The following is a 26,728-nucleotide window of genomic DNA, read 5'->3' on the forward strand; positions in this document are numbered from 1 at the left end:
CAACAGTTAGACCCCATTGTTGCGTATTTGCAAGAAGACCGTATTTTTTCGCCCACCAGACGCTGTTAACGCGCTCTTATTACCAGCTTTTTATGAACCGCCCGCCTGCCGGAAGAGCCCCCAAACGCCCTGCGATATCATGCGCCAAACAAAAAAAGGAAGCGTGCAAAGAACAGAAAAAAATCACGCAAGACAGGAGAATTTTTTCTAGAAAACAGGACAAACAACACAATATATAGCGTATATAAAAAAATACTGTACAATATTTCCTTTTCATCAGGATTATTTTTCAGTAGATAATGCACACGCTACGCGCCGCCGCCCCACGACGAAGCGCAAGCCTTACGGGATTGTTCCCAAATCTTTCTACTTCGCAAGCCAATGACCACAGACAACTCGCAAACCATACTCAAACTGCGCACAGGCCAGGAAATCCTCCTCCCCCAGAGGAAAGACCTGCTGGGCGGTTTGAAATTCACCAGAAGATTTTCACACAATGAAGTCCACCCCTATGATGAAGTGGACTGGACGCGCCGCGACGTCCGCATTATGGATTGGAAAACCGGCAAGACCATTTACGAGCGTCTGGGTCTGGAAGCTCCGGCCCATTGGGATGACAACGCCGTCAAAATCACGGCGGACAAGTACCTTTTCGGCAGCGAACCCGGCTCCCTGGAATATGAAGACAGCTTCCGCAATATTTACGACCGCATTTCCAATACTTACACCGTATGGGGATGGGAGGAAGGCTACTTCGCCACGCTGGAAGACGCGGAAATTTTCAATGAGGAAATCAAGGCCATGCTGGTGCAGCAGGTATGGGCGCCCAATTCCCCCGTCTGGTTCAACATCGGTCACTGGGAGCAGTGGCGCTGGGGACGCCCGGACCTGAGGGAAAGCTATACAGGCCACGGCAACAAGGCCTACCATACCAAGGGGACCAAGAACAATCTGAAAACCTTCACGGTCCAGTCCACGTATGAATATCCCCAGTGTTCCGCCTGTTTCCTGACGGAAGTGGGAGACAGCATGGAGGATATTCTGGACCACCTGACGACGGAAGGCCGTATTTTCGCGTCCGGTTCCGGCGTGGGCATCAACCTGTCCACCCTCCGGTCCTCCAAGGAACCCATCAGCGGCAAGGGCCGGTCCTCCGGTCCCATCTCCTTCGACCGCGGCTGGGACCGCATGGCCGGAGCCATCAAATCCGGAGGAAAGACGCGCCGCGCCGCACGCATGGTCCTGATGTTCAGCGACCACCCGGATATTTTCGAATTCATCAATACGAAGAACCGCCAGGAAGACATCGCCAAGGTTATCCTGCGCGAACACAACGTGCATGTGGAGCTCAAGCAGATTGCGGAAACCAAGCTGGTTGCCGGCACTCCGGCGGAAAAGGCCGCCGCACGCGTCATTCTTTCCCTGCCCCTGGCTACGCGGAACAGTTTTGACCCGCACATGGACGCCCTGCTGTACGGGGAAACGCTCTCCCACCAGAACGCGAACCATTCCGTCTCCCTGAAGGGGGATTTCTGGCAGGCGCTCGCCAATAACGGCAACACCTATACGCGCTGGGTCACGAATCCGGCCCACATCGAACAGACGTTCCGCGCCCAGGAACTTCTGGAAGCCATGGCCCAGTCCATCTGGGACAACGGGGAACCCGGCGTGCACAATAACGATGTGATCAACCTGTGGAACCCCGTCAAGTCCATCGGCACCATCACTACGTCCAATCCCTGCTCGGAATACGTCTTCCTGAACAATACGAGCTGCAACCTTTCCTCCTTCAACGCCTACCGCTTCCTGACCAGGGGAGAGGACGGCAAGCCCGTTTTCGATGCGGACGCCCTGACCCACGCCGCCCGCCTGGCCATGGTCTGCGCGGACCTGAATGTGGAACGCGGCGGCTTCCCGATTGAAGAAATCGCGGAAGGCACTTACAAGTACCGCACCACGGGCATCGGATTCGCCAACGTGGGCGGCTCCCTGATGGCCCTGGGCGTGCCTTACGATTCCGACGAAGGCCGCTGGATTGCCTCCCAGCTTTGCAGCGCCCTGACGGCGGCCTGCTGGACGGCCTCCGCGGAAATGGGCGCGGAACTGGGTTCCTATGTGGAATACCCCGCCAGCAAGAAAGACCTGCTCGCCGTGCTGCGCCTGCACAACGCAGCCCAGAAACTGGCAAGCGCCCTGCCCTCCCAGAAGGATTCCAAGACGCTGGACGACCTGATTGAGAACATCATCGCCAATGCCGGAGGGATCCTGCCGGAAGCGCAGGGGCTCACCGCTTCCTATGCCCTGCATGCCTATCTCAAGAGCTTCAAGGCCCCCACCATGATGAACAGGGAGCGCATCGCCCCCGCGGCCAAGCTGGCGGAAGCCGCTTCCGACATGTGGGCGAAGGTGATCAAGGCCACGGCGCACCGCAACGCGTTTGTTTCCGTAATGGCCCCTACGGGCACCATTTCCGCCCCGCTGGGCTGCTATGACGAAGGCACCACTTCCATTGAACCGGACTACACGCTGGTGAAATGGAAGCAACTGGCGGGCGGCGGCTCCCTGAAGATGTTCAACCGCCTGGCCCTGGAAGGCCTCCGCGCCCTGGGTTACCCGGAAGACTTCGTCAATGAAGCCGCTCTGGAAGTGGCGGGTCTGGACGGCCTGATTTCCGCGTTCCAGGGGAATATGGATTCCGTCGTGAACCAGCTCATTGTGGACCCCTGCAATGACCAGGCCGGCCCCGTGCGCCTCGCTTGGCGCCGCCTGCTCTCCGGCACGGAATCCCGCAGTGAAATTCAGGAAAAAGTGGCCTATATCAGCAACCCTGCCAACATGGCCGTGCTGACGGTGGACGAACTCGCCGTAGTGAACGGGGCCGCCCATATTGAATCCATTCCGTGGCTGAATAAGAAGGACCTGCCGGTCTTTGACTGCGCCGCCACCAACGGCAACGGCATCCGCGCCATTTCCCCCGCCGGCCATGTGCTGATGCTGGGCGCCCTCCAGCCCTTCATCTCCGGCGCGTGCTCCAAGACGGTCAATATGCCCGTCTCCGCCGGCGTGCAGGATATTTACGACTCCCTCATCATGTCCCACGAATTGGGCGTGAAGTGCATCGCCATCTTCCGCGCCGGCTCCAAGGCGAATGCCGTTTACGTGGTGGATACCCCGGAAACGCGCATGTTCAAGGCCAACCACGTCTGGGAACAGCTGGTGAATGCCGGCTCAGACGCCATTGACGAAATCATCGCGGAGGCATCCAAGCCGCGCCAGCGCAAGCTGCCCGGCCGCCGCCTGGGCCAGACCGTCAAATTCTCCGTGGGAGGCCAGCTGACGGGCTACCTGACGGTAGGCGTCTATGCGGACGGCACCTGCGGGGAAGTTTTCGGACGCCTGGGACAAGTCGGTTCCTTCGCTTCCGGCATGTTTGAAGCTTACTGCAAGCTCCTCTCCACCGCCCTTCAGTTCGGCGTGCCTCTCAAGGAAGTGGTTAAGGGATTCCGCAATTACTCCTTCGAGCCCTCCGGGTTCTGCCGCGTGGGGGATGATACGGAGGCGGATACCTGTACGGAAATCCGCTCCTGCGCTTCCGTGGTGGATTTGATTGCCAAGATTCTGGCGTGGCTTTTCCCTGAAAGCAACGGCTACCGCCTGCGGGACGTGTTCTCCATCCCCAGCGTCAGCCTTCCGGGCCAGGCTCCGGATACGACGGTAAGCGTGCTGCCCCCCCGCATCATCACCGCTCCGGCGCATCCCGCTACTCCGGCCCTTCCGGAAATTCCCGTCGGAAAGGTTCCGGAAGGAACAATGCTCAACGGAGCCTCCCTCTGCCCGCAGTGCCACTCCCTGGCCTATGTCCAGGACGGCAAATGCAAATCCTGCCGCTCCTGCGGATACAAGGACGGCGGCTGCGGGGAATAAATCATTCCATACCCACTCTTTCCGGGCGGAATCCGGTTGCTGCCGGGTTCCGCCTGGTGAATTTACGGAAAAGGTATTTTTTCCGGGAGAGACGATTTTCCGGCCTTCCCGGCCCCCGTCCAGCATGGACTTTCCGGAAAAAGCGAACGGAAACCGCCGCGCGGGGAAAAGGAATGATAGGCGTTTGCCTTGAAATCCGGCAGCATTTCATTCATAGTCCGCCGCATACGCCTGAAGCCGCACCTTTATCTTCCATGAAACCCTACTATACCCTGGCTGACCTTCTGGATGAAGGACATCCGTTTGACGCCGGGGAATCCGTTCCCGCCAGGCTGGCCGTGATCGGGTTTCCCATTGCCCATTCCAAATCTCCCGCCATGCAGCAGGCTGCGCTGGACGCGGCGGGCATTCGCGCCCGTTATATCCGTATACAGGCTTCTCCGGAAGAATTCGGGGAGGTGGTGCGGCTCCTCAGGGAAAGGGGATTCACGGGGGCCAACGTGACGGTGCCCCACAAGCAGGCTGCCTGTTCCCTGTGCAGTGACACGGACGCTCTTTCCCGCGTCACTGGTTCCGTCAATACGCTCGTCTTTCAAAAGGACGGTTCCGTCTCCGGCTTCAACACGGACGGCCCGGGTTTCGCCCGCGCCATCCGGGAAGAATTTTCCGTGGATTTGCGCGATTTGAAAGTGGCCCTTCTGGGTTCCTGCGGCGGAGCCGGGCTAGCCTTGGCCTACACCTGCGCCATGCAGCGCTGTGAACGGCTGACGCTGGCCGGAAGATCGGAAGAAAAGCTTCAGGAGCTTAAAAACAGGCTGAGTTCCTTCTTCATTGACGAACACAGGCTGGAAGGAGCCTCCGACCGCCTGGCGGCCCACCAGAACAATACTCCCCGTTTCAATGCCGCTGTGGAGGATGCGGACCTGATCGTCAACGCCACCTCCCTCGGCCTGAAGCCTACGGACCCTTCCCCCGTGCCCCCCGCACTGCTTTCCGCCCACCATCTGGTTTACGATTTACAGACGCATGACGATGCCTTCCAGATGGAAGCCCGCTTTCAGGGCGCCAGAGTTTCCAACGGCCTTTCCATGCTGGTTCACCAGGGGGCCCTCTCCTTTGAACGCTGGTTCGGCGTCAAACCGGATATTTCCTCCATGCGCCGGGCCCTTGAACAAAAACATGACTGACGCCACCTCCCATTTTAACGTCCATGCTTTCCGGAACGCGCTGATAGAATGGTTCAGGCGCGAAGGGAAAGACTACCCGTGGAGGCGGACAACGGATCCGTGGCACATCCTGGTTTCCGAGCTGATGCTGCAGCAGACGACCATTCCCACCGTTCTGGGAAGATATGACAGGTGGATGCGCCAGTTCCCCACCCCGGGCCATCTGGCCGCCGTGGATGAGCAGACGGCCCTGCGCTCTTGGGAAGGACTGGGCTATTACCGCCGCGTGCGCTCCCTCCAGGCCATCGCCAGGGAAATCGTCAACAAGTTCGGAGGACGGTTCCCGGACAACGCGGAAGGGTTGAAACGCCTGCCGGGCATCGGCCCCTATACGTCGGGAGCGCTCCTCTCCTTCGCCTTCAACAAGGCGGCTCCCATCGTAGACGCCAATGTGGCGCGCGTCCTGGCCCGCATTGACAATTATTCCGTTCCCGTGGATTCCACGGAAGGCCAAAAATACCTGTGGAGCCGCGCGGAAAGCCTGGTGGACCCGGAACATGCCCGTGAATTCAATTCAGCCATCATGGAACTGGGGCAAACCTGCTGCAGCATCAGTTCCCCGAACTGCCTGCTGTGCCCCGTGCGCCCCTTCTGCTCCGCGGAACGGCCGGAAACGCTTCCCGTCAAAAATCCCAAGCCGCAAGTCACCCGGGTGGAGCATCACGACATTCTTTACATCCGCGGCAAATCCGTCCTGCTGGCCAAATGCCCGGAGGGCAAACGCCATGCCGGCATGTACCGCTTCCCCCAGAGGGAGGACGAGCACACCCTTTCCCTGCCCCATGTCCTGAAACAGACCTACAGCATTACCCGCTACAGGGTGACCCGCTACATCCACCATGTGACGGATACGCCTCTCCTCAGGGAAGGAGAGGAATTCGTGCCGCTGGATAAAATCCACGGTCTGCCTATGGCCTCTCCGGACCGCAAGGCGCTGAACTCCCCTGCCCTGGGCAAACTGCTGGACCACATCAGATGAATGACAGATTAACGCCGGAACTTGTCCTCTCCGCCTATTGCCAGGGATGTTTTCCCATGGCGGACCCGGAAACGGGAGAAATCTCCTTTTACGAACCGGACCCGCGCGCCCTGATTCCCCTGGACGACCGCTTTCACATCCCCCACGGCCTCAAACGGGCTTTGAATAAAAAACCTTTTGAACTCCGGATGGACACCGCTTTCCCGGAGGTGATCCATGCCTGCGCCCGGACGGACCAGCCGGAAGAACAATGGATAGACGGACAGATTGAAGAAGCATACGGCAAGCTTCACGAGATGGGCTTTGCCCACAGTGTGGAATGCTGGGACGAGGAAGGGCTGCAGGGAGGCCTGTACGGAGTAGCCCTGGGAAAAGCTTTTTTCGGGGAAAGCATGTTTCACCGGAAAACGGACGCCAGCAAGATTGCCCTGGTGGCCCTGGTGCAATACCTGCGGGCGCACCAGTTCCTTTTCCTGGATACCCAGTGGACAACGCCGCATCTGCTGAAATTCGGCGCCTATGAAGTGCCGGCGGAAGAATACCGGAAAATGCTGAAGCGAGCGTTGGCAGGATAATAAACCATGTTTTCATTATCCGGAATAAACTGTTGGTCATTTTTCTTCAGCCTTTACCATCAATACTTGAATCATCAAGCCGAACCCTATGCTCGAATATCCAGAAAGCATGGTTCCGGCATAAAAAACGCCGGAATTGAAATTGGCGGCCTCCGGGAAAGGCGAGAACTATGAAGGTATGTCCACCCGCGCGCATGAGACAATCGGCCCGCAGATTCAAGCCATATTCGCCAAGGCTATTCCATCCGCTAAAAAGCCCGTGGTTCCGGAGAACCACGGGCTTGTCTATTAACCCTTAACAAAAAGGTTTATTCCTGTTCCAGAGCCGCCTGGGCCGCGGCCAGACGGGCGGTCGGGACGCGGTAGGGAGAGCAGCTCACGTAAGTCAGGCCCAGCGTGTTGCAGAACTTGACGGAAGCGGGGTCGCCGCCGTGTTCGCCGCAGATGCCCAGCTTGATGTCCGGGCGGGTGGAGCGGCCGAGTTCCACGGCAATCTTCATCAGCTTGCCGACGCCGTTCTGGTCAATGGAAGCGAAGACGTTCTTCTTGATGATTTCCAGTTCCTGGTACTGCGGCAGGAAGGAGCCGGAGTCGTCGCGGCTCATGCCCAGGCCCGTCTGGGTCAGGTCATTGGTGCCGAAGGAGAAGAACTGGGCGGTTTCCGCGATTTCGTCAGCCGTGACGGCGGCGCGCGGGATTTCAATCATGGTGCCGACGAGGTAGTCCACTTTGGCGCCTTTTTCCTCAAATACCTGCTGGGCCACCTTGTCAATGATGGCTTTCTGGATGTCCAGCTCCTTCTTGAAGGCCACCAGGGGAACCATGATTTCAGGCACCACGGCAAAGCCTTCTTCCTGGGAGACTTCCACAGCGGCTTCAAAGATAGCGCGGGCCTGCATTTCCGTGATTTCCGGATAGGCGATGCCGAGACGGCAGCCGCGGTGGCCGAGCATCGGGTTGAACTCATGGAGTTCAGACACGCGGCGCATGATGACTTCCACAGGCATGCCGATTTTCTGGGCCAGGTCAAGCTGCTGTTCCTTCGTCTGGGGAAGGAATTCGTGCAGGGGCGGGTCCAGAAGGCGGATGGTGCCCGGCAGGCCCTTGAGCGCCTTGAAGATGCCCTTGAAGTCCCCCTTCTGATAGGGAAGGAGCTTGGAAACGGCGGCTACGCGGTCGCTCTTCTTGGTGGAGAGGATCATTTCACGGACGAAGTCGATCCGGTCCCCTTCAAAGAACATGTGTTCCGTGCGGCAGAGGCCGATGCCGGTGGCGCCGAAGGCGATAGCGGTTTCCGTCTGCTTGGGAGAGTCCGCGTTGGTGCGCACTTTCATTTTGGTGCAGTCGTCGCACCACTGCATGAGCTTGGCGAAGTTCTGGTAGGTGCGGCTGTCTTCCGGCTTCATGGTCTTGGAGATCAGAACCTGGATGATTTCAGAGGGGGAAGTTTCCACCTTGCCGGCGTATACCAGGCCGCTCGTTCCGTCAATGGAGAGGTAGTCACCTTCGCTGATGGTTACGTCGCCAACGGAAACGGTGCGGTTGTTGTAGTCCACAATGATTTCATCCGCGCCGCAAACGCAGACTTTGCCCATCTGGCGGGCAACGAGGGCGGCATGGGAGGAAACGCCGCCGCGGGCGGTCAGGATGCCTTCAGCGGCAATCATGCCGCGCAGGTCTTCCGGAGAGGTTTCCAGACGGACCAGCAGAACCTTTTCACCTCTGTCCGCGGCTTCCACGCAACGTTCCGCGTTCAGGTAGATGCGTCCGGTGGCGGCGCCGGGACCGGCGGGAAGACCGCGGGTCAGAACCTTGGCGCTCTTGATGGCTTCACGGTCAAAAATGGGGGTCAGCAGCTGGTCCACCTGATCCGCAGGAATGCGGCGCACGGCGGTCTTCCAGTCAATCAGGCCCTGTTCCACCATTTCGCAGGCAATGCGGAAAGCGGCCACGCCGGTACGCTTCCCGTTGCGGGTCTGGAGCATGTAAACGGTGCGGTCCTGAATGGTGAATTCGAAGTCCTGCATGTCGTGGAAGTGGTTTTCCAGCACTTCGCGAATGCGCACCAGTTCATTGAAGGCGGCGGGCATCACTTCATGAAGGGCAGCAACAGGGGCGGGCGTACGCACGCCGGCCACGACGTCTTCACCCTGGGCATTCATCAGGAATTCGCCATAGAATTCGTTTTCGCCGGAGGCGGGGTTACGGGTGAACGCCACGCCGGAACCGGATTCCTCGCCCGTGTTGCCGAAGACCATGGCCTGCACGTTGACGGCGGTGCCCCATTCGGACGGGATGCCGTATTTCTGGCGGTACACGATGGCGCGGTCATTGTTCCAGGAACCGAACACGGCGCCAATGGCTCCCTGAAGCTGTTCCCAGGGGCATTCCGGGAATTCATGGCCGGTGCGTTCCAGCACCAGCGCCTTGAAGCGGGAGACCAGTTCTTTCAGGTCGTCGGCGGAAAGCTTGGTGTCTTCCACGTCCTCGCTGCCGAAGCGTTCTTTCTTGATGGCGGCGATGGCGGTTTCAAAAGGTTCGTGGTCTTCATCCGGGGTTTTCTGCACGCCCAGCACCACGTCGCCGTACATCTGTACAAAACGGCGGTAGCAGTCCCAGGCGAAGCGGGGGTTGTTCGTAGCCTTCACCATGGCTTCCACGGATTTTTCATTCAGGCCGAGGTTCAAAATCGTGTCCATCATGCCGGGCATGGATTCACGGGCGCCGGAACGCACGGCCACCAGCAGGGGCATAGCTTCCGTATCGCCGAACTTGCGCCCCAGGATCTGCTCCATTTTGGCAATGCCTTCCTTGACCTGCGCGTCAAGCTGGGCGGGATAAGTGCAGCCGTGATCGTAGTAGTAAGTGCAAACCTCCGTCGTGATGGTGAATCCGGGAGGGACAGGAAGGCCGATGCGGGCCATTTCCGCAAGGTTGGCGCCCTTGCCGCCCAAAAGATTTTTCATGCTGCCATTACCGTCAGCGGACCCTCCGCCGAAAGAATAGACGAATTTGTCAGTAGATGCGCTGCACGCGCAGGAATTGGTGGACATATCGATTATTGTAGTCGAATTAATGATTCTGCCCAAACATCGACCAAAGGAGCCAACAGAAGACCCAATAGCGAGTTAGGGTCGAATGAGGATGCCTTCAGCCCCTTGCTTTGTCAATCCGAAATTGTACGGAAAACAAAAATATTTTTCAGAGTTTTCGGGAGAAAGAAAGCATGCCGAAACCCTGCTTTTCCAGCCTGTCCCGTCCGGGGGGCCTTCTTCCTCCGGACAATGCCGTTTCCTGTTTTCCAGCAGTCCCGGAATTACCCGGGAAGAGAAGCGCAGCAGGTTTCTTTTCACGGTTGACCGGAAAAGAAAAACGGACGCTTATCAACCGGATAAGCGTCCGCCGGAAATAATATGCCCTGTTTTTTACGCCTTGCAGAAGGTGTCTTCATCCGCGCAGTCAGCCTGCACCCACTTGACGGAGGAATCACCGGAGGCTATGTGCACGAGGCAATGGTACACGGCTTCCTGATCCGCATCCAGCCGGGCAGCCATCTGGGCGGCTGTTTCCGGGGCGGTTCCCAGAGCGCTCCTCACCCTGCCCAGCAGGGCCAGGAAGGAACCCGCCGCTTTCTTGCCGGCTTCCACGCCCGGCTGATGATAGGCGTTGATATTGACCAGAGAAGCATAGAAGGAGACGGCGCGCTCAAACAGGGCGATCAGCATGCCGAGCGTTTTGGCGTTCACCTCCGGGATGGAGATGGTAATGGAGGAACGGCCGGATTCCGCAAGCGCCTGGCGGGTGCCGCGCAGGAAGCCCTGGAGGAAGTCTCCGCAGGTGGCGCCCGCTTCCACTTCCACCGCATCCGCGGAACATTCGCGCACTTCAATGAAAGTGGCGAAGAAGTTGTTCACGCCGTCACGGAGCTGCTGCACATAGGCATGCTGGTCCGTGGAACCCTTGTTGCCGTACACGGAGATGCCCTGGCAGACTTCGTTGCCCTCCAGATCCAGCCGCTTGCCGAGGGATTCCATAATGAGCTGCTGGAGGTATTTGGAGAAGAGCACCAGGGCATCCTTGTAGGGAAGAACCACCATGTCCTTTTCCCCCTTGCCGCCGGTAGCCTTGTACCAGGCCAGCGCCAGTTTCATGGAGGCGTTGCATTTTACGCAGTCCCGGCGCGTCTTTTCGTCCATCAGGCGCGCGCCTTCCAGCAGTTCATCCACGTTCACGCCCTGAAGCACGGCGGGAACCAGCCCCACCACGGACATGACGGAGGTGCGGCCGCCCACCCAGTCTTCCATCGGGAAACGCTTGAGCCAGCCTTCCGCCTCAGCCGTTTTGTCCAGCCGGGAGCCTGCTCCCGTGACGGCAACCGCCTGGGGAGCGAATTCCAGCCCGTTCTTCCTGAAGAAATCCTGGGCCACCAGCATGCCGTTGCGGGTTTCCGGCGTGCCGCCGGATTTGGAAATAACGACGACAAGCGTTTCTTCCAGAGGGAGGGATTCCAGCACCCGGTACATGCCGTCCGGGTCCGTGTTGTCCAGAAAGAACATGTCCAGCCCCGCCGCAGGAATGGCGTCCGCCACCAGCTCCGGGCCAAGAGCGGAACCGCCGATGCCAATGACGAGGGCCGCGGAATATTGTTCCGCGCGGGGAGGCGTTATTTTGCCGTCCAGAACGTCCCGTCCGAAGGCTTTGACGTCCGCCAGGGGACCATCAATGGCAGCCTTCAATTCCGGCGTGGGAGCCAGGGAGGAATTGCGCAGCCAGTAGTGCCCCACCATGCGTTTTTCATCAGGATTGGCAATGGCGCCGGATTCCAGCGCCTTCATGTCGGCAAACGCCTTGTCTATCCGCCCCTGCATGGAAGACAGGAACGCATCGTCCAGCGGAAGTTTGGAAAAATCAAGGGAGATGCCCAGTTCTGGGTAGCGAACGAGTTGTTGTGCGTATAAGCTCATGATGGTCATGGGTTGGAAAAAGAATTACCGGAGTTTTTTCAGGACGCTTTTAGCCTGCACGTCTCCCTGGTCCGCCGCTTTCTGGAACCATTCCCGGGCTTTGGCCATGTCCTTGGGCAGGCCGAAACCGGTCTGATACATCACGCCCAGGTTATATTGTTCCGAGGCATAGCCTTCCACAGCCGCCCGGCGGCGCGTGCGGGCCTGTTCCCTGGCTTCCGCAGCGGTTAGTCCCAGAACCCGCGCCGCATCCGGCCACGCTGCTCCGAATCTGGAGGCGGAAGGGGCATAGCCGGCAGCTCCGGCCTTGCGGTGCATTTCCTCCGCTTTTTTCTTATCCCTCTTCACGCCGTATTTGCCCTGGTCATACAGGAACGCCATGCCCCAGTAGCCACGGGGGCAGCCCAGTTCCGCCGCCTGCTGGAAGCATTCAAAGGCATCTTTATACTTTTTGGAACCCATGGCGAGCACGGCGTCGGAAATGTGGAGTTCCGCCTCCTTCAAGCCGGGAAATTCCGGGATGGCCGCCCATTCCCTTTTCAGTTCCTCCCTGTCCCTTTTGGACTTGGGAGGCATGCCGGAGGGGCCGGAAAAACGGAAAAGGGGGAAGTAGCCCTCCATGGCTCCCATGTTGCCCAGGCCGGACATGAGGAAAACGCCGGGAGATACCTTCCACATGTGCATGTACTGGATGCGGCCTTCCTGAAGAGATTCCCTGGCCACCCATTCCGGCATGTTCACCGGTTCCCCGAACTGTTCCGTCAGGCCCACCAGAAGGGCCTTATAGGCGGATTTCAGTTTGGTTTCATATTCGGAACCGCGGTGCTTGCTCCGGGAATAGAAGACAACGGCCCTCAAGCCGCCGGAGGGGTCATAGTCAAAGTTCAGGGCAAAGGTCTGGCCGCCTATGGCCTGCCTGGTTTTAAACACGCCGTTGAGTCCGGTGCGTGCGAGGAGGGCATCCGTGGGCGGACCTTCAAGCTGCTTGCTTCGCCTCAGGGTTTTCAGCACCTGATCCTTGTCCATTCCCACCTCCAGCCCCTCATAGAGAGCGGCAAGGAGAGGGGCACACGTGAGAGCGAAGAGCCCAGCAACATAGGCTAGTTTTTTCATAGAAAAAAGTAATTGGACGGCTTTCTATCAAAGCGGAAGCATTTTCAAAAGGATAAAATGCGTCAGCCACAGAGAGGAAAATTTTTCATAAAATATTTATTTCCAATCTATCCACAATCTTTTCAAATAATCCTCCCCGGAGAAATCCGGAGGCATGGGGTCACGGGTCAGGCGGAAACCGGGAACGGCCTGGGCCACCATCCTGCGGAAGTCCTCGTGGCCCAGCTTGCGGCAGTTGCTGGTGCACAGCATCCAGCCGCCCGGTTCCAGACATTCGCGCGCCAGGGCCACCAGCTCCCCGTAGTGGGATTCCACCCGGAACACCTTCCCGCGGTCATCCCGGGAAAATGTGGGAGGGTCCAGGATAATGCCGTGAAAGGTTCGGCCCTGCCTGGCGAACCGTTCCAGCCAGCGGCGCGCGTCCCCCTTGCAAAAATATTGAGCGGAAGGGTCAATGCCGTTCAGGATGAAATTTTCCCTGGCCCAGTCCAGACACGGCTGCGCCAGGTCCAGCGTGGTTGTCTGCGCCCCCCCCAGGGCGGCGTAAACGGAAAAGGCTCCCGTATAGGCAAAGGTATTCAGCACCCTCATGCCCGGAGCGCTTCTTTCCCTTACCCGGCGGCGGTGGTCGCGCTGATCCAGAAAAATTCCCTGGGAATACCCGGCGGCCATGTCTATTTTGAAACGCACTCCCTGCTCCATGGCCGTAAATTGCAGGGGGAGGGCCGGGCCGGCAATTTGGAAAGGCGCTTCTTTCTGGTTTTGTTCCAGCTTCTTGTGGAATACAGGCATGCCCGTACTCCGAAGTTCGCTTTCCAAGTCCACAGGAATGGAACAGCCGCGCGTGGAAACGAGAATACGGTCCGCCATCTGATCCACAAAGACACCGGGGATTCCATCCCCTGCCCCGTCCATGACCCGGAATATATCCGTATCCGGCGGAATCAATTCCCTGTTGCGTTCCACGCAATGATGATAATTTCTTTCCACGGCAGAGCAAAGAGTAACGGATGAAAAACGTTCCCGCAATGTCAAAGAATCTGGAACCTCATTTACGCAGGAACAAGAATCTCCCAGAGAAAAACGGTCTTCCGGCCGGCCCGGTGTTCTCAAACAGGACGATTATAAAAAATTGCCTGCAAGATAAATCCTGCAGGCAACAATATTTTTAACTGCCGGAAAAACGGTCCTCAAGCTCTTCGGCGGCGAGCCATCAGAGCCATCAGCCCCAGCAGGCTCAGGGATGCCGTAGCCGGTTCCGGCACGCTGGCCGTTTCTCCGGAAATAGCCAGAGCATTAAACGTAGGCGTATGGGCTGAACCCGGCGTATTTACCGTCAGAGTGATTTCCCCATTTTCATTGGCGATAACGTTGCTGAGGGTGTATCCCGTAGGAGTCCGGGCCTGAATTGTCTGAGAGTTCGCACCTATGGAAGGAGTCGCGCTGGCGTAGGTATTGGAAGTTACCAGGGAATTCCAAGCGCCGGCGCCTTCAAACGGACACCCGGTAACAAGGGCAATCTGGTAGGAGGCGCCAGCCACCAGACCGGAAATAGTCAGAGAGAGCGCAGATCCTTTAGGGCCGGAGATGAAGGTCTGCCAAGAGTCCCCGAAAGAGACCTTGTTTTCCATGAAAGAATCCAATCCCTGCGTATCAAAAGAAGTTCCTGAGGAAACCCAGTCTCCGGAGGCCGCGGAAGAGGTAGAACTCAGATTCGCGGAAGAGGACGCCGTAGCCAAGGTTGCAACAAAACCGGAACCGGAATCCGTTACAGAAACAGTCTTGGCAGGAGGTTCCGGAAGCAGGGAACTGTTAAAATCAAACAATACAGTAGCGGCGCTCGCGGAAAGAGCGGATACCACAGCCAACATGGAAATAGAGGCGATTTTTCTCATAAGTACAGATAAACAGCAACTGATTTCAGTCAGTAACGGATTGACTATCCGATGAAGAAATTCTGGCATTGAAAATATCTTGAAGCATCAACGTATAAATATTTTAAATTGTTGACAATAAATGATTTATTCTTTTCAAAACAGATTGCGGAAGTCAAATTCGATGAAATATATTTGAAATATTTTTAATTCATTTTGTTTTTTCAATCCATCTTTTCATCTGCGCCATCTGCGTAAATTCCTTGTTTTTAAAAAAATAATTTGACATCGGATAGTCAATCCGCTCGCAAAAAAAGAGGCCGGATTCTTCATCCGGCCTCTCACAGGTTATTAACTGATCAACAAAAACTTACGTTTAGTCAGCATACTGTTCATTAAGAGCTTCCATGATTTCCCTGGAAGCTTCCGGAATGTTGGTGCCCGGGCCGAAGATGGCCACAGCGCCGTGTTCCTTCAGGAAGTCATAGTCCTGGGCGGGAATAACGCCGCCGCAGAAGACCAGGATATCCGGACGGCCCTGCTTGGCAAGTTCCTCCACCAGGGCGGGAAGCAGCACCTTGTGGCCGGCGGCCAGAGAGCTCATGCCGATCATGTGCACGTCGTTTTCAATCGCCATTTTGGCAGTTTCCTCCGGCGTCTGGAAGAGCGGACCCACGTCCACGTCAAAGCCGAGGTCGGCATAGGCGGAGGAGACCACCTTGGCGCCGCGGTCATGGCCGTCCTGGCCCATTTTAGCGACGAGGATGCGGGGACGACGCCCCGTGCGTTCGGCGAAGTCATCCGTCATCTTGCGGACTTCCTCCACCAGCGGATCTTGACCATAGGATTGAGCGTACACGCCGGTAATGAGTTTGATTGGTGCTTTATGACGCCCGAAGTGTTTTTCCAGGGCGGAGGAGATTTCACCCAGGGAGGCGCGGGCCTTGGCTGCCTTAATGGCAAGGTCAAGGAGATTGCCTTCCCCCGTGCGGGCGCATTCGGACAGGGCTTCCAGCGCGGCTTCGCACGCGGCGGAGTCCCGTTCCGCGCGCAGTTTTTGCAGACGGGCGATCTGGGCTTCCCGGACGGTGGTGTTGTCCACTTCCAGAATGTCGATCTGGGCTTCCTGCTCCAGGCGGTATTTGTTGACGCCGATGATGGGTTCCTTTCCAGAGTCAATGGCGGCCTGGCGGCGCGCCGCGGCTTCTTCAATGCGCATCTTGGGCAGCCCGGTTTCAATGGCTTTGGCCATGCCGCCGAGTTTTTCCACTTCCTGAAGGTGGGCCCAGCCCTTGCGGATGAGCTCATTGGTCAGGTATTCCACGTAGTAGGAGCCGCCCCACGGGTCGATCACCTTGCAGATGGAGGTTTCATCCTGAAGCTGGAGCTGGGTGTTGCGGGCGATGCGGGCGGAGAAGTCCGTCGGCAGGGCGATCGCTTCATCCAGGGAGTTCGTGTGGAGGGACTGCGTGTGGCCGCAGGCGGCGGCCAGGGCCTCAATGCAGGTGCGGGTAACGTTGTTGAACGGGTCCTGCTCCGTGAGGGACCAGCCGGAAGTCTGGGAGTGCGTGCGCAGAGCCAGGGACTTCGGGTTCTTGGGATTGAACTGCTTGATGAGCTTGGCCCACAGCACGCGGGCGGCGCGCATTTTGGCCACTTCCATGAAGTAGTTCTTGCCCTGGGCCCAGAAGAAGGAGAGGCGCGGAGCAAAGGCGTCAATGTCAATGCCGGCCTTGATACCTGTGCGGACATATTCCAGGCCGTCCGCAAGCGTGTAGGCCATTTCCAGGTCCGCCGTGGCGCCGGCTTCCTGCATGTGGTAGCCGGAGATGGAAATGGAGTTGAACTTGGGCATGTACTTGGAGGTGAACTCAAAGATATCCGCAATAATCCTCATAGAGGGATCAGGCGGGTAAATGTAGGTGTTGCGCACCATGTACTCCTTGAGAATGTCGTTCTGGATCGTGCCGGAAAGCTGGTCCAGCGTGCAGCCCTGTTCCTGGGCGGCGACGATGTAGAAAGCCAGCACGGGGAGCACGGCGCCGTTCATGGTCATGGAAACGGACATCTTGTCCAAGGGAATGCCCTTGAAGAGGATTTCCATGTCCAGAATGGAGTCCACGGCCACGCCGGCCTTGCCCACGTCACCTACCACGCGGGGGTGGTCGGAGTCATAGCCGCGGTGTGTGGCCAGGTCAAAGGCAATGGAAAGGCCCTTCTGGCCCGCCGCCAGGTTGCGGCGGTAAAAGGCGTTGGATTCCTCTGCCGTGGAGAAGCCGGCGTACTGGCGCACCGTCCAGGGGCGCGCCACGTACATGGTGGCATACGGCCCGCGGAGGTTGGGAGCTACACCGGCCGTAAAGTCCAGGTGCAGGCAGTCGTCGTACACGCTTTCCGAGTAGGTGGGCGGTACGGGAATTTGTTCATTGGTCATCCAGGTTTCCGTTTCGGAAGCCGGGGTTGCGGCACCAGCCTTGATTTCAGGATAGGAGGCGGATGCAAAATCAGGAATATTGCTCATTGGATGAAATAGGTTGGTGGTTGTTAGAGGCCGATCTTGTTCTGAATAGCTTCAACGGTGTTGTAGCAGTTGGCCTTGACGTGGATGAAGATGTCCACGCCGGCTTCCTTGAACGCTTCCACATGGTCGGCCGGATAACCGGCGAGGGCCACCATCATGTCCGGCCTGATTTCCTTGAGCGCCTTGCAGAAGGCGGGGACGATTTCCGGATAAGTGTCATCCGTGGAGCAGATGACGCATACGGCGCAGCCGCTTTCCGCAGCCGCCCTGGCCGCGTCTTCCGGAGTTTGGAAGCCGGACGGATAAACCACATCCAGACCGCCGGCGCGCAGGAAGTCGCGGGAGAAGTCCGCACGGGCCTTGTGCTGGCGAAGCGGCCCCATGTTGGCGAAGAAGACCATCGGCCGGGAACCCTTTTCTTCCACCCAGGCGTCAGCCTTGGCGAGCAGGGATTCAAAACGTTCCGCCAGGCGGCGCTTCGGCAGGGCTTCCATTTCCAGAGGTTCGCCGCACTTGCAGTCAACCCCGGCCACCAGGGCCTTGTTGATGAGACAGGTGGAAAAGCCTTCTCCGGCGGCTTTGCAGGCGGAGTCCACGCTCATTTCCACTTCCGGGAGCTGGATATCCGCATTCTTGCAGCAGCCGTGCCCCTTGTGGGCGGAGCAGCAGGAGCCTTCCGGCGCCTCCAGCTTCTTCTCTGCCAGGTTGACATACTGGTTGACGCCCACGATGGACTGCCGGCGCTGGTCCGCCAGTTCGTAACGTTTGGCGGCGGTGGCGTTCACCTTCTTCTGAATGGTGCCGGCTTTGAGAGCCTTGACGATGCCGCCTTCCTTCTCGATGCTCTGGAAGAACTCCCATATCTTCCGGGAGGTTTCATCCGTCAGGTTTTCCAGGTACCAGGAACCGCCGGCGGGGTCAACAACCTTGTCCAGATTGCATTCGCCCAGCAGAATCAGCGGGCAGTTGCGGGCAATGCGGCGGGAGAATTCGTCCGGCATGCGCACGGCAGCGTCAAAGGGCAGAACGTCAATACTGTCCACGCCGCCCATGATGGCGGAGAACGCCTGGGCGGAACCGCGCAGCAGGTTGACCCAGGGATCCACCTTGGAGAGGGTCCAGAAGGAGGTGCGGGCATGGAGCCTGATCTTGGCAGCTTCCTCGCTTCCTCCGCATTCTTTGACGATGATGGCCCAGAGTTCGCGCAAGGCGCGGATTTTGGCGATTTCCAAGAACAGGTTGGCGCCGATGGAGACCGTAAAGCGCATGTGCGCCGCAGTTTCATCCACGGAGAGGCCGCGTTCCTCCATGGCGCGCAGATAGGCCACGGCAGTGGACAGCATGGCGCCCACTTCTTCAAAGGCGGAAGCGCCGGAATCCGCGTAAGGCAGCCCGCTGACGCCGATAGTCTGGAAGCCGGGAGCGTTGGCGACGGCCCATTTGGTCATTACGGCCATCTGGTCATAGTAGGCGCAGATGCCTTTTCCCCCGCAGAGAGATCCCTTCATCACGGCTTTCCCCACCGGGTCATACAGAACGCCGCCCCTGAGATCCGCCGTCTTGACGCCGGCGGCCTTGCAGGTGTTCAGGAACATGGAGAGGGTTCCCAGACCGCAGGAACCGGGAGTGACATATACGGGAAGCCCGTCCAGCCGGACGCCCTTGAGAGCCGTATCCCAGTCAGCCTGCTTGCGCAGTTTCAGTCCGCATTTGCAGTTGAGCTGGATGTTTACGGCGGTCAGGCCGCGGCCCAAGTCATGCAGAAGCTTGGCGTTGAAGTCCTCCGGAGAGGAAGCGGGAATGCTCTGGGCGATTTCGCAGGGCTTTTCCATATAGCCCAGGGCGCGCGTTCCGCGGCGGTACGGAAATTGCCCGGCAGGCATCACCGGGGAATGTTCATCCCACTTATTATAGATAGGATGCAGGGTAATTCCCTCCACAAGCTTGGTAAAAAGCTTCTTGTCAAAATCAGCCCCTTTCAGGGCAGCGACTGCTGCCTCGCGCCATTCGGCGTATGTGGCTGGTGCGAATTCTCCGAAATCAATTTCCGGAGCCGTTGTTTTATTTCCCTGTTGCATGGCGAAGTCAATGGGTAAGGCCTAATATGTTGGTTTTTAACTACGCGCAAACCAGGCCAAGTTTAAAGCGCAACATTATTTTAGAAAATCAAACTGTAAAGTCCAGCGAGAAAAATACTCCCGCCCGCCCGAGAATGCGAATTTGTTTCATCACGCGAGGCAAACTTGCAAAAACAATGTCAATGGAGTAAATACGGGCATAAGCATGCCCCCTTCCACTACCGTTAAACTTCCTGCCCAGCTGGTCAGGCAGCTTCGAACTTTCCGCCGCCGCCTCAGAACGGTGAAGATGCTGGAAGCCATATGCCTTGCAGGCATTGCCGTCATTCTTTCCTACGCGCTCCTGTACCTTTCCGACAGGTTGTGGGAGACGCCCCCGCCGTCGGCTGGTTCCTGTTCTTCATTGCCGTGGCCGGTCTGGCGGTGTTTATCCCCTGGTGGAGTTTCCGGTGGGTGTGGCAGAGGCGCACGGAAGCCCAGCTGGCGCGGCTGATTTCCCGGACGGACGCGGCCCTGGGAGACCGCCTCCTGGGCGTCATTGAACTGGATGCCGAAAAGGGCGGCCTCCAATACAGTTCCGAAAAGCTGAAAGAAGCTGCCATGGAGCAGGTAGCCCGCGAAGTGTCCACCCGGGACCTGGCGGTGAACATCCCCCGGCCCAGCCACAGGAAGCTGTTCGTCCTGCTGGCGGTTCTCGCCGCAGGCACGGCGGCCGTATGCGCGGTAAGCCCGGAAGCGGCGGGGAATGCCCTGAAACGCTGGGTCCGCCCGTTCAACCCTCCGGAACGCTACACGTTCACCCAGCTGGACTCCACCCCGGATTCCCTGGTTATTCCCCTGGGAGAGAGCTTCCTGTATGAGATCCGGCTTGCGGAGGGCACCAAAGCCAGTCCGCAGACGGCAGAATATTTTTTCCGCAACAGGGTGAGCCAGCAAGCGCCCCTTACGGACGGCGCATACAAAATCCATATTCCCCCCATGCAGCAGGCGGACTGCCTGGAGTTTTTTGCAGGGGATGCCGTGCGACGGCTGAAAATCATCCCGAAGAGCCGCCCCTCCCTGCTGGGCGCCGAAGCCGTCGTGGCCTATCCTGCCTATATGGCGCGCGCCAAGGGCCGGGAAGCCATGCGAGCAGGAGTCATTTCCGCCCCGGAAGGCTCTACGCTGACGCTGAAGGTGTCCGCCTCCCAACGCCTGCAGTCTGCGGAGAACGCGCAGGGGCAACCGCTCCGTGTGGAAGGAAACAGCGTTATCATTCCAAATATTCTCTTGGAGAAAGAGCCCAGGGAAATAGAGTTTGGCTGGATGGACAGCGATGGGCTGACGGCTGCCCGGCCCGTGAAGATACGCCTGGAACCCGTTGAGGACAAGCAGCCTTCCATTTACCTGAGAGGCGGAGAAAACGACCGCTATGTGCTGGAGGATAGCAGCATAGAGCTGGAGGTAGAGGCGGCGGACGATTTCGGCCTCCGGGAAATAGGGGTGGAATGGCAGGGTGAGAAATCTTTTTACGACGACGGGAATAAGGATGGAAACGGAGCTTCTGCGCCACAACCGGACGGCGCGGACAAACCGGCGCCCGGACTTCGCGGGGAGAAAATTCTGGCGGCCGGCCAGCCCACGCAGACCGGCCTGAAAGGAACATTCCTGTTCCAGGCCAGGGCGCTGAAGTTATCTCCCCAGCGCGTCGTCGTCCGCGGGTTTACGCAGGATTACAAACCGGGAGGCAAGCGCGTTTATTCGGAACCCATGATTATCTTCGTCCTTTCCAAGTCCGAGCACGCCCAGATGATCCGCAATGAACTGGAACGCATCACCAGCGAGCTGGAAGGCATGATCCGGCGCATGGACGCCATGGCGGACGAGGCAAAACGGCTGAAAGGAATGGAAAGCGGCAAATTGAAAGATGCGGAGTCCCTGGAACGCCTGCACGCCCTGGCCGATGAAGAACAGGCAGGGAGGCGTGAGTTGGGCGACTTGCTTAACCGCTCGGAAAACCTGTTTAAGGAAGCCTCCCGCAATTCCCAGATAGACCCGGCCGGCATGAAGGAATTCATGAAAGGAATTTCCATGCTCAAACCCATTCCTGACGGGCCCATGAAGAAGGCCCAGAAACAGTTCCGGGATTCCGCCTCCGAGGGCCGCTCCGAGCAGGAAAGCAGGAAAGACCTGAACGACGGGGAGAATTCCCATTCCGAAGCCACACAGGCGCTGAAAGACGCCATGAACCAGCTCTCCAAGTCCGCGCAGGACATGGAGGCCAGCACCTTCGTGGCACGGCTCAGGCAAGCCGCATCCAAGGAGGATTCCATCGCCCATGCGCTGGCCGGTCAGATCAACGCTATTGCGGGCATGACCATGGAGGAGCTTGACCCGTCCAGCAGGCGGGAAATGGAAACCATCGCCACCCTTCAAAACGCCTCCACACAAGACATAGGCTGGATTCTGGAAGATCTCAGCTATTACAAGTCACGCACCGGGGAACGGATTTACAGCGACCTGTACAACCAGATGAACGCTTTCTCCCTCCGCGAGAAGCTGGACCTGGTGCACGGCAACATTCTGAATGCAATCACGGCCCGCTCCATTGACGAGTCCCGCCTGTACGCCTCCACCCTGCGCCATTGGGCCAAATTGATAGACGACTATAAGAAGAGCCGCCGCGGCAGCGGGGGAGGAGGCGGAGGCGGGGGAGAAGGCCAATCCTCCATTTCCGACGCCGAGTTTGAATTCATGCTGAAAGTCATCCGCATGATCCAGCAGGAACAGGATATCCGCATGCGCACCCGCGCCGCCGAACAGGAATACCGAAAACAACTTACTCCCCCTGCCCCATGAATACCGCCCATTTTTCAGCCATGGTTCTGGCGCTTTCCCTGCCCTGCGCCGCCGATCCAAAACCCGCTCCGGAATATTCCGCCAGGCACAAGGAAACGGCATCCAAACTGGCGGTACAGCAGGACGAGCTCCAGGCGGACACTTCCGACCTCATCCTGGGAGAAACCAATGAGGAGGTAGTGGACCTGCTGAAAAAATGCCGCCATGCCATGAATGACGCCGTGGACCTGCTGGAGGTTTACAATACCGGCGGCCAGACGCTGGCCGCGCAGTCGGATGTGATTGAATTGATTTACCAGGCAGCCAAAGCCAAGATGACCGGAGCCGACGGCCAGCCCAAACCGGGAGGGAAGGCTCTTATGGACATGCTGCGCCAGCTGCTCGGCATGGATAGTGATGCCCAGTCCGCAGAACAGCAGGAAGGTAATGAAAAGGGACAGGGAGGTTCCCAGAGCGGCAGCGGCAACAATCCCGGAAGCAAAGCGGATGGGAAATCCAATATGGCCTCCGCCCAGGATAAAGGCGTTTCCAATCCGGACATGACGGCGGAAACGCGTTCCGTTCCCAAATCCACCGGCATATCCGCAGACGACATGCCTTCCGAATTCCGCAAGGCGCTGGACGCCTATAACAAGACCCTGCAAAAATAAGACGCGCCTTCCCGGACACCCCCGTCACGCATGAACAACAGCTTCCCGTTTCCATGAAAAATTTCCGCCGCCTCCTGACCGTTTTTTTAGCCTGCTGCATGACGGCCGCGCCGCAAAACGCAGCGGCCCAATCCCCCCTGAAAACGTCTTCTTCCGTTCCTCCCCAGGTGGAGCTGATGTACGTGAAGGGGCTGCGCTATCTTCAGAATGCCCAGAAACCGGATGGCACCTATGATGGGACTTACGGGAGGGAACCCGGCATTATCGGCTTTTGCCTCATGTCCGTGCTGGCCCACGGAGACGATCCGAACGCGGGGCCGTACGCCACCATGGTGCGCCGCTGCGTAGATTACATCCTGTCCAAACAGAACAAGGGGTCCGGCTATATTGGGGATTCCATGTACAACCACGGCTTCGCCACTCTCGCCCTGGCGGAAGCGTACGGCATGGTGCGGGACGACCGCATAGGCCCCGCCCTCCGCAAGGCCGTGGCCCTGACACTGACCGCCCAGAAAAAAAATAAATCGGGAGGCTGGCGCTATTCTCCGGATGCCACGGACGCGGACAGCACGGTGACCGGCTGCCAGCTCGTCTCCCTGTTCGCGGCGCGCAACGCGGGCATTCCCGTGCCGGACGCGGCCTTTGAACGCGGCCTCAAGTACATGGCCTCCTGCCGCAACAAGAAAGGCGCCTACGGCTATACCGGCCCGGAGGGGCCCCGCGTTACCCTCACGGCCATCGGTTCCCTGACGCTGTCCCTGGCGCGCCTTAAAACGGACCCGTCCTTCAGGGATTCCCTGGCCTACCTGAAAAAGCACCTGAATTACCGGGATTCCACTCACCCGTTTTATTTTGAATATTACATGTCACAGGCCCTGTTCCATGCGGATCCGGAAGCGTGGAAGGAATGGAATTACAAGAATATGCGCTACCTGGGAGCCTCCCAGGCGCCCAACGGGTCCTGGCTTTCCGACCATTCCGCAGCATATTCCACTTCCGCCGCCCTGCTCTCCCTTGCGCTTAATTATAGATTTTTACCCATCTATGAACAATAGAATCCGCCTTTCCCTGATGCTGGCCCCGGCCTGTCTGCTGGGCGCCTGGGCCAATTCCGTCATCGACGTGGTTACGGACAACAATTACCGCCTCCGCGGGGAAATCGTTTCTTACGGAAAACAGGGAATCGCCATCAAGCACCCGGCCATGCGCCAAAATGCCGTCATTATTCCGTCGGAAATCCGCGCTCTTTACTTTACGGGAACCGCATCTCCGGATCTTCGCGCCAGAGACAAAATTTTCATGGCTACGGGGCACCGGGATATTATTCCGTGCAACATCATTTCCGTCACGCAGGACAAAGTGCAGTACCGGGATATGCTCGGCCATGAACGCTCCGTGCCGCGCAGCCAGGTGGCCGGGTTCCGTCTGAATACTTTGCAGGAAAAGGGTTTCTGGCAGGAACCTCTGGTTTTTGACAACAGCTGGGTTTATTCCGGCAACCGGGAGGAAGACTACCGCACCCAGGCGGGAAGAAGACTGATGAATGCCCTGAAGCCGAAAATCCAGGGGGATAAGTACCAGTACCGGCTGGGCAACAAAGATTACCCCACCTGGATACCCCTGTACAAAAATATCGGCCTGGATCCTTCCTCCTTCATTTTCCGCACCACCATCACCATGAACGGCAACAATGACCGCTCCGGCATTGTCTTCTGTTTCGGCGGGAATGAGAACATTCCTTTCCGGTCCAATTCCGGCAGCAGCCTGAACAGGCTCATGCTCAGCATTTGCCCCGGAAGATGCATTCTGCTCCGGGAACAGAAGTCCGGCATCCTCCTGCTGGGAGAAGCGGCTATTCCGGCCCCCGCCCTGACAGAGGGCGTGGATATTAAATTGACGGCTTCCCGCCAGGAAGGAAATAAACAGGTTTACGAACTGTTGATAGGAGACCTGCCGCCCATACTGACGACAGACCCCAGCCCGCCGGAACAGCCATTGCAGGGAGACGCCTTCGGCCTCCAGATGGAAGGGCACGTCTCCCTGACCATCAGCAAACTGGCTCTTTCCTCCATCACCCTGAGCGCCAAATCCGCGGCCAAAAACGGAAATGCAGAGACAGACCTGGTCCTGACAAAGGAAGAAGACACCATTCCAGGCTCCATCAGCGGTTACGATAGTAAAACCGGAATGTTGACGCTTTCCACGGACAAGGATTATCCGGGAATTCCCCGCGATTTTTCCATCCCGGCCAAGTATCTGGATACCGTCTTTTTTGCGGAACAGAACAGAAAGGACGGTTCCCGACCCACGGCCCGCCACGGTCTCCTGATGAAGGACGGTTCCCGTCTGCACGGAGATATCCTGAGCATGGATTCCCTGAACATCATCCTGCGGCATCCGCAGCTGGGGCAAATTTCCCTGCCGCTGAAAAACATCACCCGCGTGGAATTCCTGAATCCCGCCCGTCCTTCCCGTTCCACTCCCTGATTGATCCCGCCATGAAACAAGCAATGACGCTTTTCCTGTGGGCCTGCGTCCTGCCGGCCGCCTTCCTCCAGCCCAACGCACATGCGGAAGGGGTTATTACGCTTAAATCCGGGGAAAAACTGCCGGGCAGCATGGATACGATGAACCGCCCTTATCTGAAGGTCCGTTCCAGCATTCTTTCCAGCCCCGTGGATGTCCATATGAAGGAGCTTGACGAGCTGGTTTCTTCCCGTCCGCTGGAGATACCGGAACAGTTTTCCATCATCAGGCTGGCCAATGGGGACGAGGTTTACGGCACCCTGAAGGCGCTGGATACGGAAAGCCTTCAACTCCAGACCTCCTGGGGAGGCCTGCTCCAGGTGAACCGCAAATATGTGCGCCACATCGGGTTCGACTCCCAGAAAGCCTACCTGCGCAACGCTACGGAGTCCCTGCAGGGCTGGAAATCCTCCGCCAACAGCATGCTGCCCGAATGCCGCGACGGCTACTGGTTCATGCGCGGCTCCAACAATACGGAACTGCAAACATCCTTCTCCATGCCACCCCGCCTCCATGTGCAGTTCTCCCTTTACCATACCAATACATTCCGGCTTAACCTTGCCCTCTGGCAGGATTCCGGCACCGGAAACAGCATCAACCTGGATCTCACCCTGGAAAAAGCGGAACTTTCCAAGAACAGTTCCGGCCAGTACCAAACGCTCGGCAGGGTGAAAAGAAACACGGAGCAGAACTGGTATGCCGACAAAAGCGTCAAGCGTTCCGATATTCATTTTTACGCCGATACGGAAAAGGGCAATTATTACCTGTACGTCAACGGAGAACAGGCAGCCCGGTGGGAGGAAGTCAAAGAAATGGACACTATCTTTGAAAACGAAAGCGAAGACGATGAAGGGGAAGATGGAAAAAGCGCCGGGAAAAGAGAATTCAAACCGGGAAACACTCTTGCTCTGGCAGGTTATGACAGCCTGAACATGGCTGTATTCCATTTGAATGTATTTGACTGGAATGGAGCCGTTCCCCATCTGGAGGAAGATCAGGACATCATTTCCCGCTACGATCCGGATGCCCCCAGGGATAAAGCCCTGCTGGTGAACGGAGACGTGCTCAGGGGAGCCATTACCCTCCAGGAGGAGGGAGCCATCCGCATCAAGTCTGACCACTATGACGTCACCATTCCCACCGCCAGGGTACGCGTGCTGGACCAAAAAGGCCATGAAGAGAAGAACCTTCCGGAAGACAACTCTGACACCCGCGTTTTCCTGACGGATCAGAGCGTCCTCTGCCTGGCCCTGGAAACTATCCGGAGCGGGTTCATGGAAGGGCGTTCCTCCGCCGTCGGCAAGGTCCGGATTCCGCTTCAATCCGTCAGAAAGGTTCTGTTCAACCTGCAAAACCCGGAATTGCGGAAGCAAAGGGAAACGCCGTTCCGGCGCAAATAAAGGATTTTCCGCCCGGCCGTCTTTTCCGGAGAAAACCGGCCCCGGGAAAATCTGGAGAAG

General features: G+C 58.0%; 16 protein-coding genes. 9 read left to right on the plus strand and 7 right to left on the minus strand.

The window, feature by feature from the left end; translation table 11 throughout:
• Positions 1-381 precede the first annotated feature (381 nt).
• The 4 genes from O4G22_RS10135 to aat all read left to right on the plus strand — a co-directional run bounded on the left by O4G22_RS10135 (position 382) and on the right by aat (position 6,704).
• Positions 382-3,924 (plus strand): adenosylcobalamin-dependent ribonucleoside-diphosphate reductase, encoded by a 3,543-nt coding sequence (locus O4G22_RS10135; protein ID WP_306701715.1) that lies wholly within the window; start codon positions 382-384, stop codon positions 3,922-3,924.
• A 254-nt stretch (positions 3,925-4,178) separates the two neighbouring features.
• Positions 4,179-5,111, plus strand: coding sequence for a shikimate dehydrogenase family protein (locus O4G22_RS10140; RefSeq protein WP_306701716.1), 933 nt, complete (start codon positions 4,179-4,181; stop codon positions 5,109-5,111).
• Complete coding sequence (locus tag O4G22_RS10145; protein ID WP_306701717.1) at positions 5,104-6,129, plus strand: A/G-specific adenine glycosylase; 1,026 nt, start codon at positions 5,104-5,106, stop codon at positions 6,127-6,129. Before O4G22_RS10140 ends, O4G22_RS10145 begins: the two co-directional genes overlap by 8 nt.
• Positions 6,126-6,704, plus strand: coding sequence for a leucyl/phenylalanyl-tRNA--protein transferase (gene aat / locus O4G22_RS10150; RefSeq protein WP_306701718.1), 579 nt, complete (start codon positions 6,126-6,128; stop codon positions 6,702-6,704). The genes O4G22_RS10145 and aat overlap by 4 nt, the downstream gene beginning before the upstream one ends.
• A gap of 308 nt (positions 6,705-7,012) precedes the next feature.
• Here the strand turns inward: aat and ppdK are convergent, their stop codons facing one another.
• The 7 genes from ppdK to O4G22_RS10185 all read right to left on the minus strand — a co-directional run bounded on the left by ppdK (position 7,013) and on the right by O4G22_RS10185 (position 19,254).
• Positions 7,013-9,757, minus strand: coding sequence for a pyruvate, phosphate dikinase (gene ppdK, locus O4G22_RS10155; RefSeq protein WP_065529236.1), 2,745 nt, complete (start codon positions 9,755-9,757; stop codon positions 7,013-7,015).
• A gap of 372 nt (positions 9,758-10,129) precedes the next feature.
• Positions 10,130-11,677, minus strand: a complete 1,548-nt coding sequence (locus O4G22_RS10160; RefSeq protein ID WP_345784508.1) for a glucose-6-phosphate isomerase — start codon at positions 11,675-11,677, stop codon at positions 10,130-10,132.
• Between the two features lie 15 nt (positions 11,678-11,692).
• Positions 11,693-12,781 carry a tetratricopeptide repeat protein gene (locus O4G22_RS10165; protein WP_022197391.1) on the minus strand — a complete coding sequence of 363 codons (1,089 nt, stop codon included), beginning with the start codon at positions 12,779-12,781 and terminating at the stop codon, positions 11,693-11,695.
• A gap of 96 nt (positions 12,782-12,877) precedes the next feature.
• Positions 12,878-13,771, minus strand: coding sequence for a class I SAM-dependent methyltransferase (locus tag O4G22_RS10170; RefSeq protein ID WP_306701720.1), 894 nt, complete (start codon positions 13,769-13,771; stop codon positions 12,878-12,880).
• 200 nt (positions 13,772-13,971) lie between these two features.
• Positions 13,972-14,676 carry a PEP-CTERM sorting domain-containing protein gene (locus O4G22_RS10175; protein ID WP_179218504.1) on the minus strand — a complete coding sequence of 235 codons (705 nt, stop codon included), beginning with the start codon at positions 14,674-14,676 and terminating at the stop codon, positions 13,972-13,974.
• A gap of 355 nt (positions 14,677-15,031) precedes the next feature.
• Positions 15,032-17,176, minus strand: coding sequence for a methylmalonyl-CoA mutase (scpA, locus tag O4G22_RS10180; RefSeq protein ID WP_094137001.1), 2,145 nt, complete (start codon positions 17,174-17,176; stop codon positions 15,032-15,034).
• A 23-nt stretch (positions 17,177-17,199) separates the two neighbouring features.
• Positions 17,200-19,254 (minus strand): methylmalonyl-CoA mutase family protein, encoded by a 2,055-nt coding sequence (locus O4G22_RS10185; protein ID WP_306701721.1) that lies wholly within the window; start codon positions 19,252-19,254, stop codon positions 17,200-17,202.
• A 363-nt stretch (positions 19,255-19,617) separates the two neighbouring features.
• Between O4G22_RS10185 and O4G22_RS10190 the strand changes: the two genes are divergently transcribed.
• From O4G22_RS10190 to O4G22_RS10210, 5 genes are read left to right on the plus strand one after another with little or no spacing between them, the layout of a single operon-like run.
• On the plus strand, positions 19,618-22,092 hold the full coding sequence (locus tag O4G22_RS10190) for a hypothetical protein (RefSeq protein ID WP_306713882.1): 2,475 nt from the start codon (positions 19,618-19,620) through the stop codon (positions 22,090-22,092).
• On the plus strand, positions 22,089-22,742 hold the full coding sequence (locus tag O4G22_RS10195; RefSeq protein WP_306701723.1) for a hypothetical protein: 654 nt from the start codon (positions 22,089-22,091) through the stop codon (positions 22,740-22,742). Before O4G22_RS10190 ends, O4G22_RS10195 begins: the two co-directional genes overlap by 4 nt.
• Before the next feature lie 53 nt (positions 22,743-22,795).
• Positions 22,796-23,797, plus strand: a complete 1,002-nt coding sequence (locus O4G22_RS10200; RefSeq protein WP_290488641.1) for a prenyltransferase/squalene oxidase repeat-containing protein — start codon at positions 22,796-22,798, stop codon at positions 23,795-23,797.
• A complete protein-coding gene (locus O4G22_RS10205) occupies positions 23,787-25,229 on the plus strand; it encodes a hypothetical protein (protein WP_306701724.1) in 1,443 nt (480 codons plus the stop codon). Before O4G22_RS10200 ends, O4G22_RS10205 begins: the two co-directional genes overlap by 11 nt.
• 11 nt (positions 25,230-25,240) lie before the next feature.
• Positions 25,241-26,668 carry a hypothetical protein gene (locus O4G22_RS10210; protein WP_306701725.1) on the plus strand — a complete coding sequence of 476 codons (1,428 nt, stop codon included), beginning with the start codon at positions 25,241-25,243 and terminating at the stop codon, positions 26,666-26,668.
• Positions 26,669-26,728 lie beyond the last annotated feature (60 nt).

This window comes from Akkermansia muciniphila (assembly GCF_030848305.1).
Classification (GTDB): Bacteria; Verrucomicrobiota; Verrucomicrobiia; order Verrucomicrobiales; family Akkermansiaceae; genus Akkermansia; species Akkermansia muciniphila_A.

What these genes read in the sequence shown, in the direction of transcription:
- O4G22_RS10135 (WP_306701715.1), top strand. Translation starts at nt 382, where the DNA reads ATGACCACAGACAACTCGCAAACCATACTCAAACTGCGCACAGGCCAG.
- O4G22_RS10140 (WP_306701716.1), top strand. Translation starts at nt 4,179, where the DNA reads ATGAAACCCTACTATACCCTGGCTGACCTTCTGGATGAAGGACATCCG.
- O4G22_RS10145 (WP_306701717.1), top strand. Translation starts at nt 5,104, where the DNA reads ATGACTGACGCCACCTCCCATTTTAACGTCCATGCTTTCCGGAACGCG.
- aat (WP_306701718.1), top strand. Translation starts at nt 6,126, where the DNA reads ATGAATGACAGATTAACGCCGGAACTTGTCCTCTCCGCCTATTGCCAG.
- ppdK (WP_065529236.1), bottom strand. Translation starts at nt 9,757, where the DNA reads ATGTCCACCAATTCCTGCGCGTGCAGCGCATCTACTGACAAATTCGTC.
- O4G22_RS10160 (WP_345784508.1), bottom strand. Translation starts at nt 11,677, where the DNA reads ATGACCATCATGAGCTTATACGCACAACAACTCGTTCGCTACCCAGAA.
- O4G22_RS10165 (WP_022197391.1), bottom strand. Translation starts at nt 12,781, where the DNA reads ATGAAAAAACTAGCCTATGTTGCTGGGCTCTTCGCTCTCACGTGTGCC.
- O4G22_RS10175 (WP_179218504.1), bottom strand. Translation starts at nt 14,676, where the DNA reads ATGAGAAAAATCGCCTCTATTTCCATGTTGGCTGTGGTATCCGCTCTT.
- scpA (WP_094137001.1), bottom strand. Translation starts at nt 17,176, where the DNA reads ATGAGCAATATTCCTGATTTTGCATCCGCCTCCTATCCTGAAATCAAG.
- O4G22_RS10185 (WP_306701721.1), bottom strand. Translation starts at nt 19,254, where the DNA reads ATGCAACAGGGAAATAAAACAACGGCTCCGGAAATTGATTTCGGAGAA.
- O4G22_RS10195 (WP_306701723.1), top strand. Translation starts at nt 22,089, where the DNA reads ATGAATACCGCCCATTTTTCAGCCATGGTTCTGGCGCTTTCCCTGCCC.
- O4G22_RS10200 (WP_290488641.1), top strand. Translation starts at nt 22,796, where the DNA reads ATGAAAAATTTCCGCCGCCTCCTGACCGTTTTTTTAGCCTGCTGCATG.
- O4G22_RS10205 (WP_306701724.1), top strand. Translation starts at nt 23,787, where the DNA reads ATGAACAATAGAATCCGCCTTTCCCTGATGCTGGCCCCGGCCTGTCTG.
- O4G22_RS10210 (WP_306701725.1), top strand. Translation starts at nt 25,241, where the DNA reads ATGAAACAAGCAATGACGCTTTTCCTGTGGGCCTGCGTCCTGCCGGCC.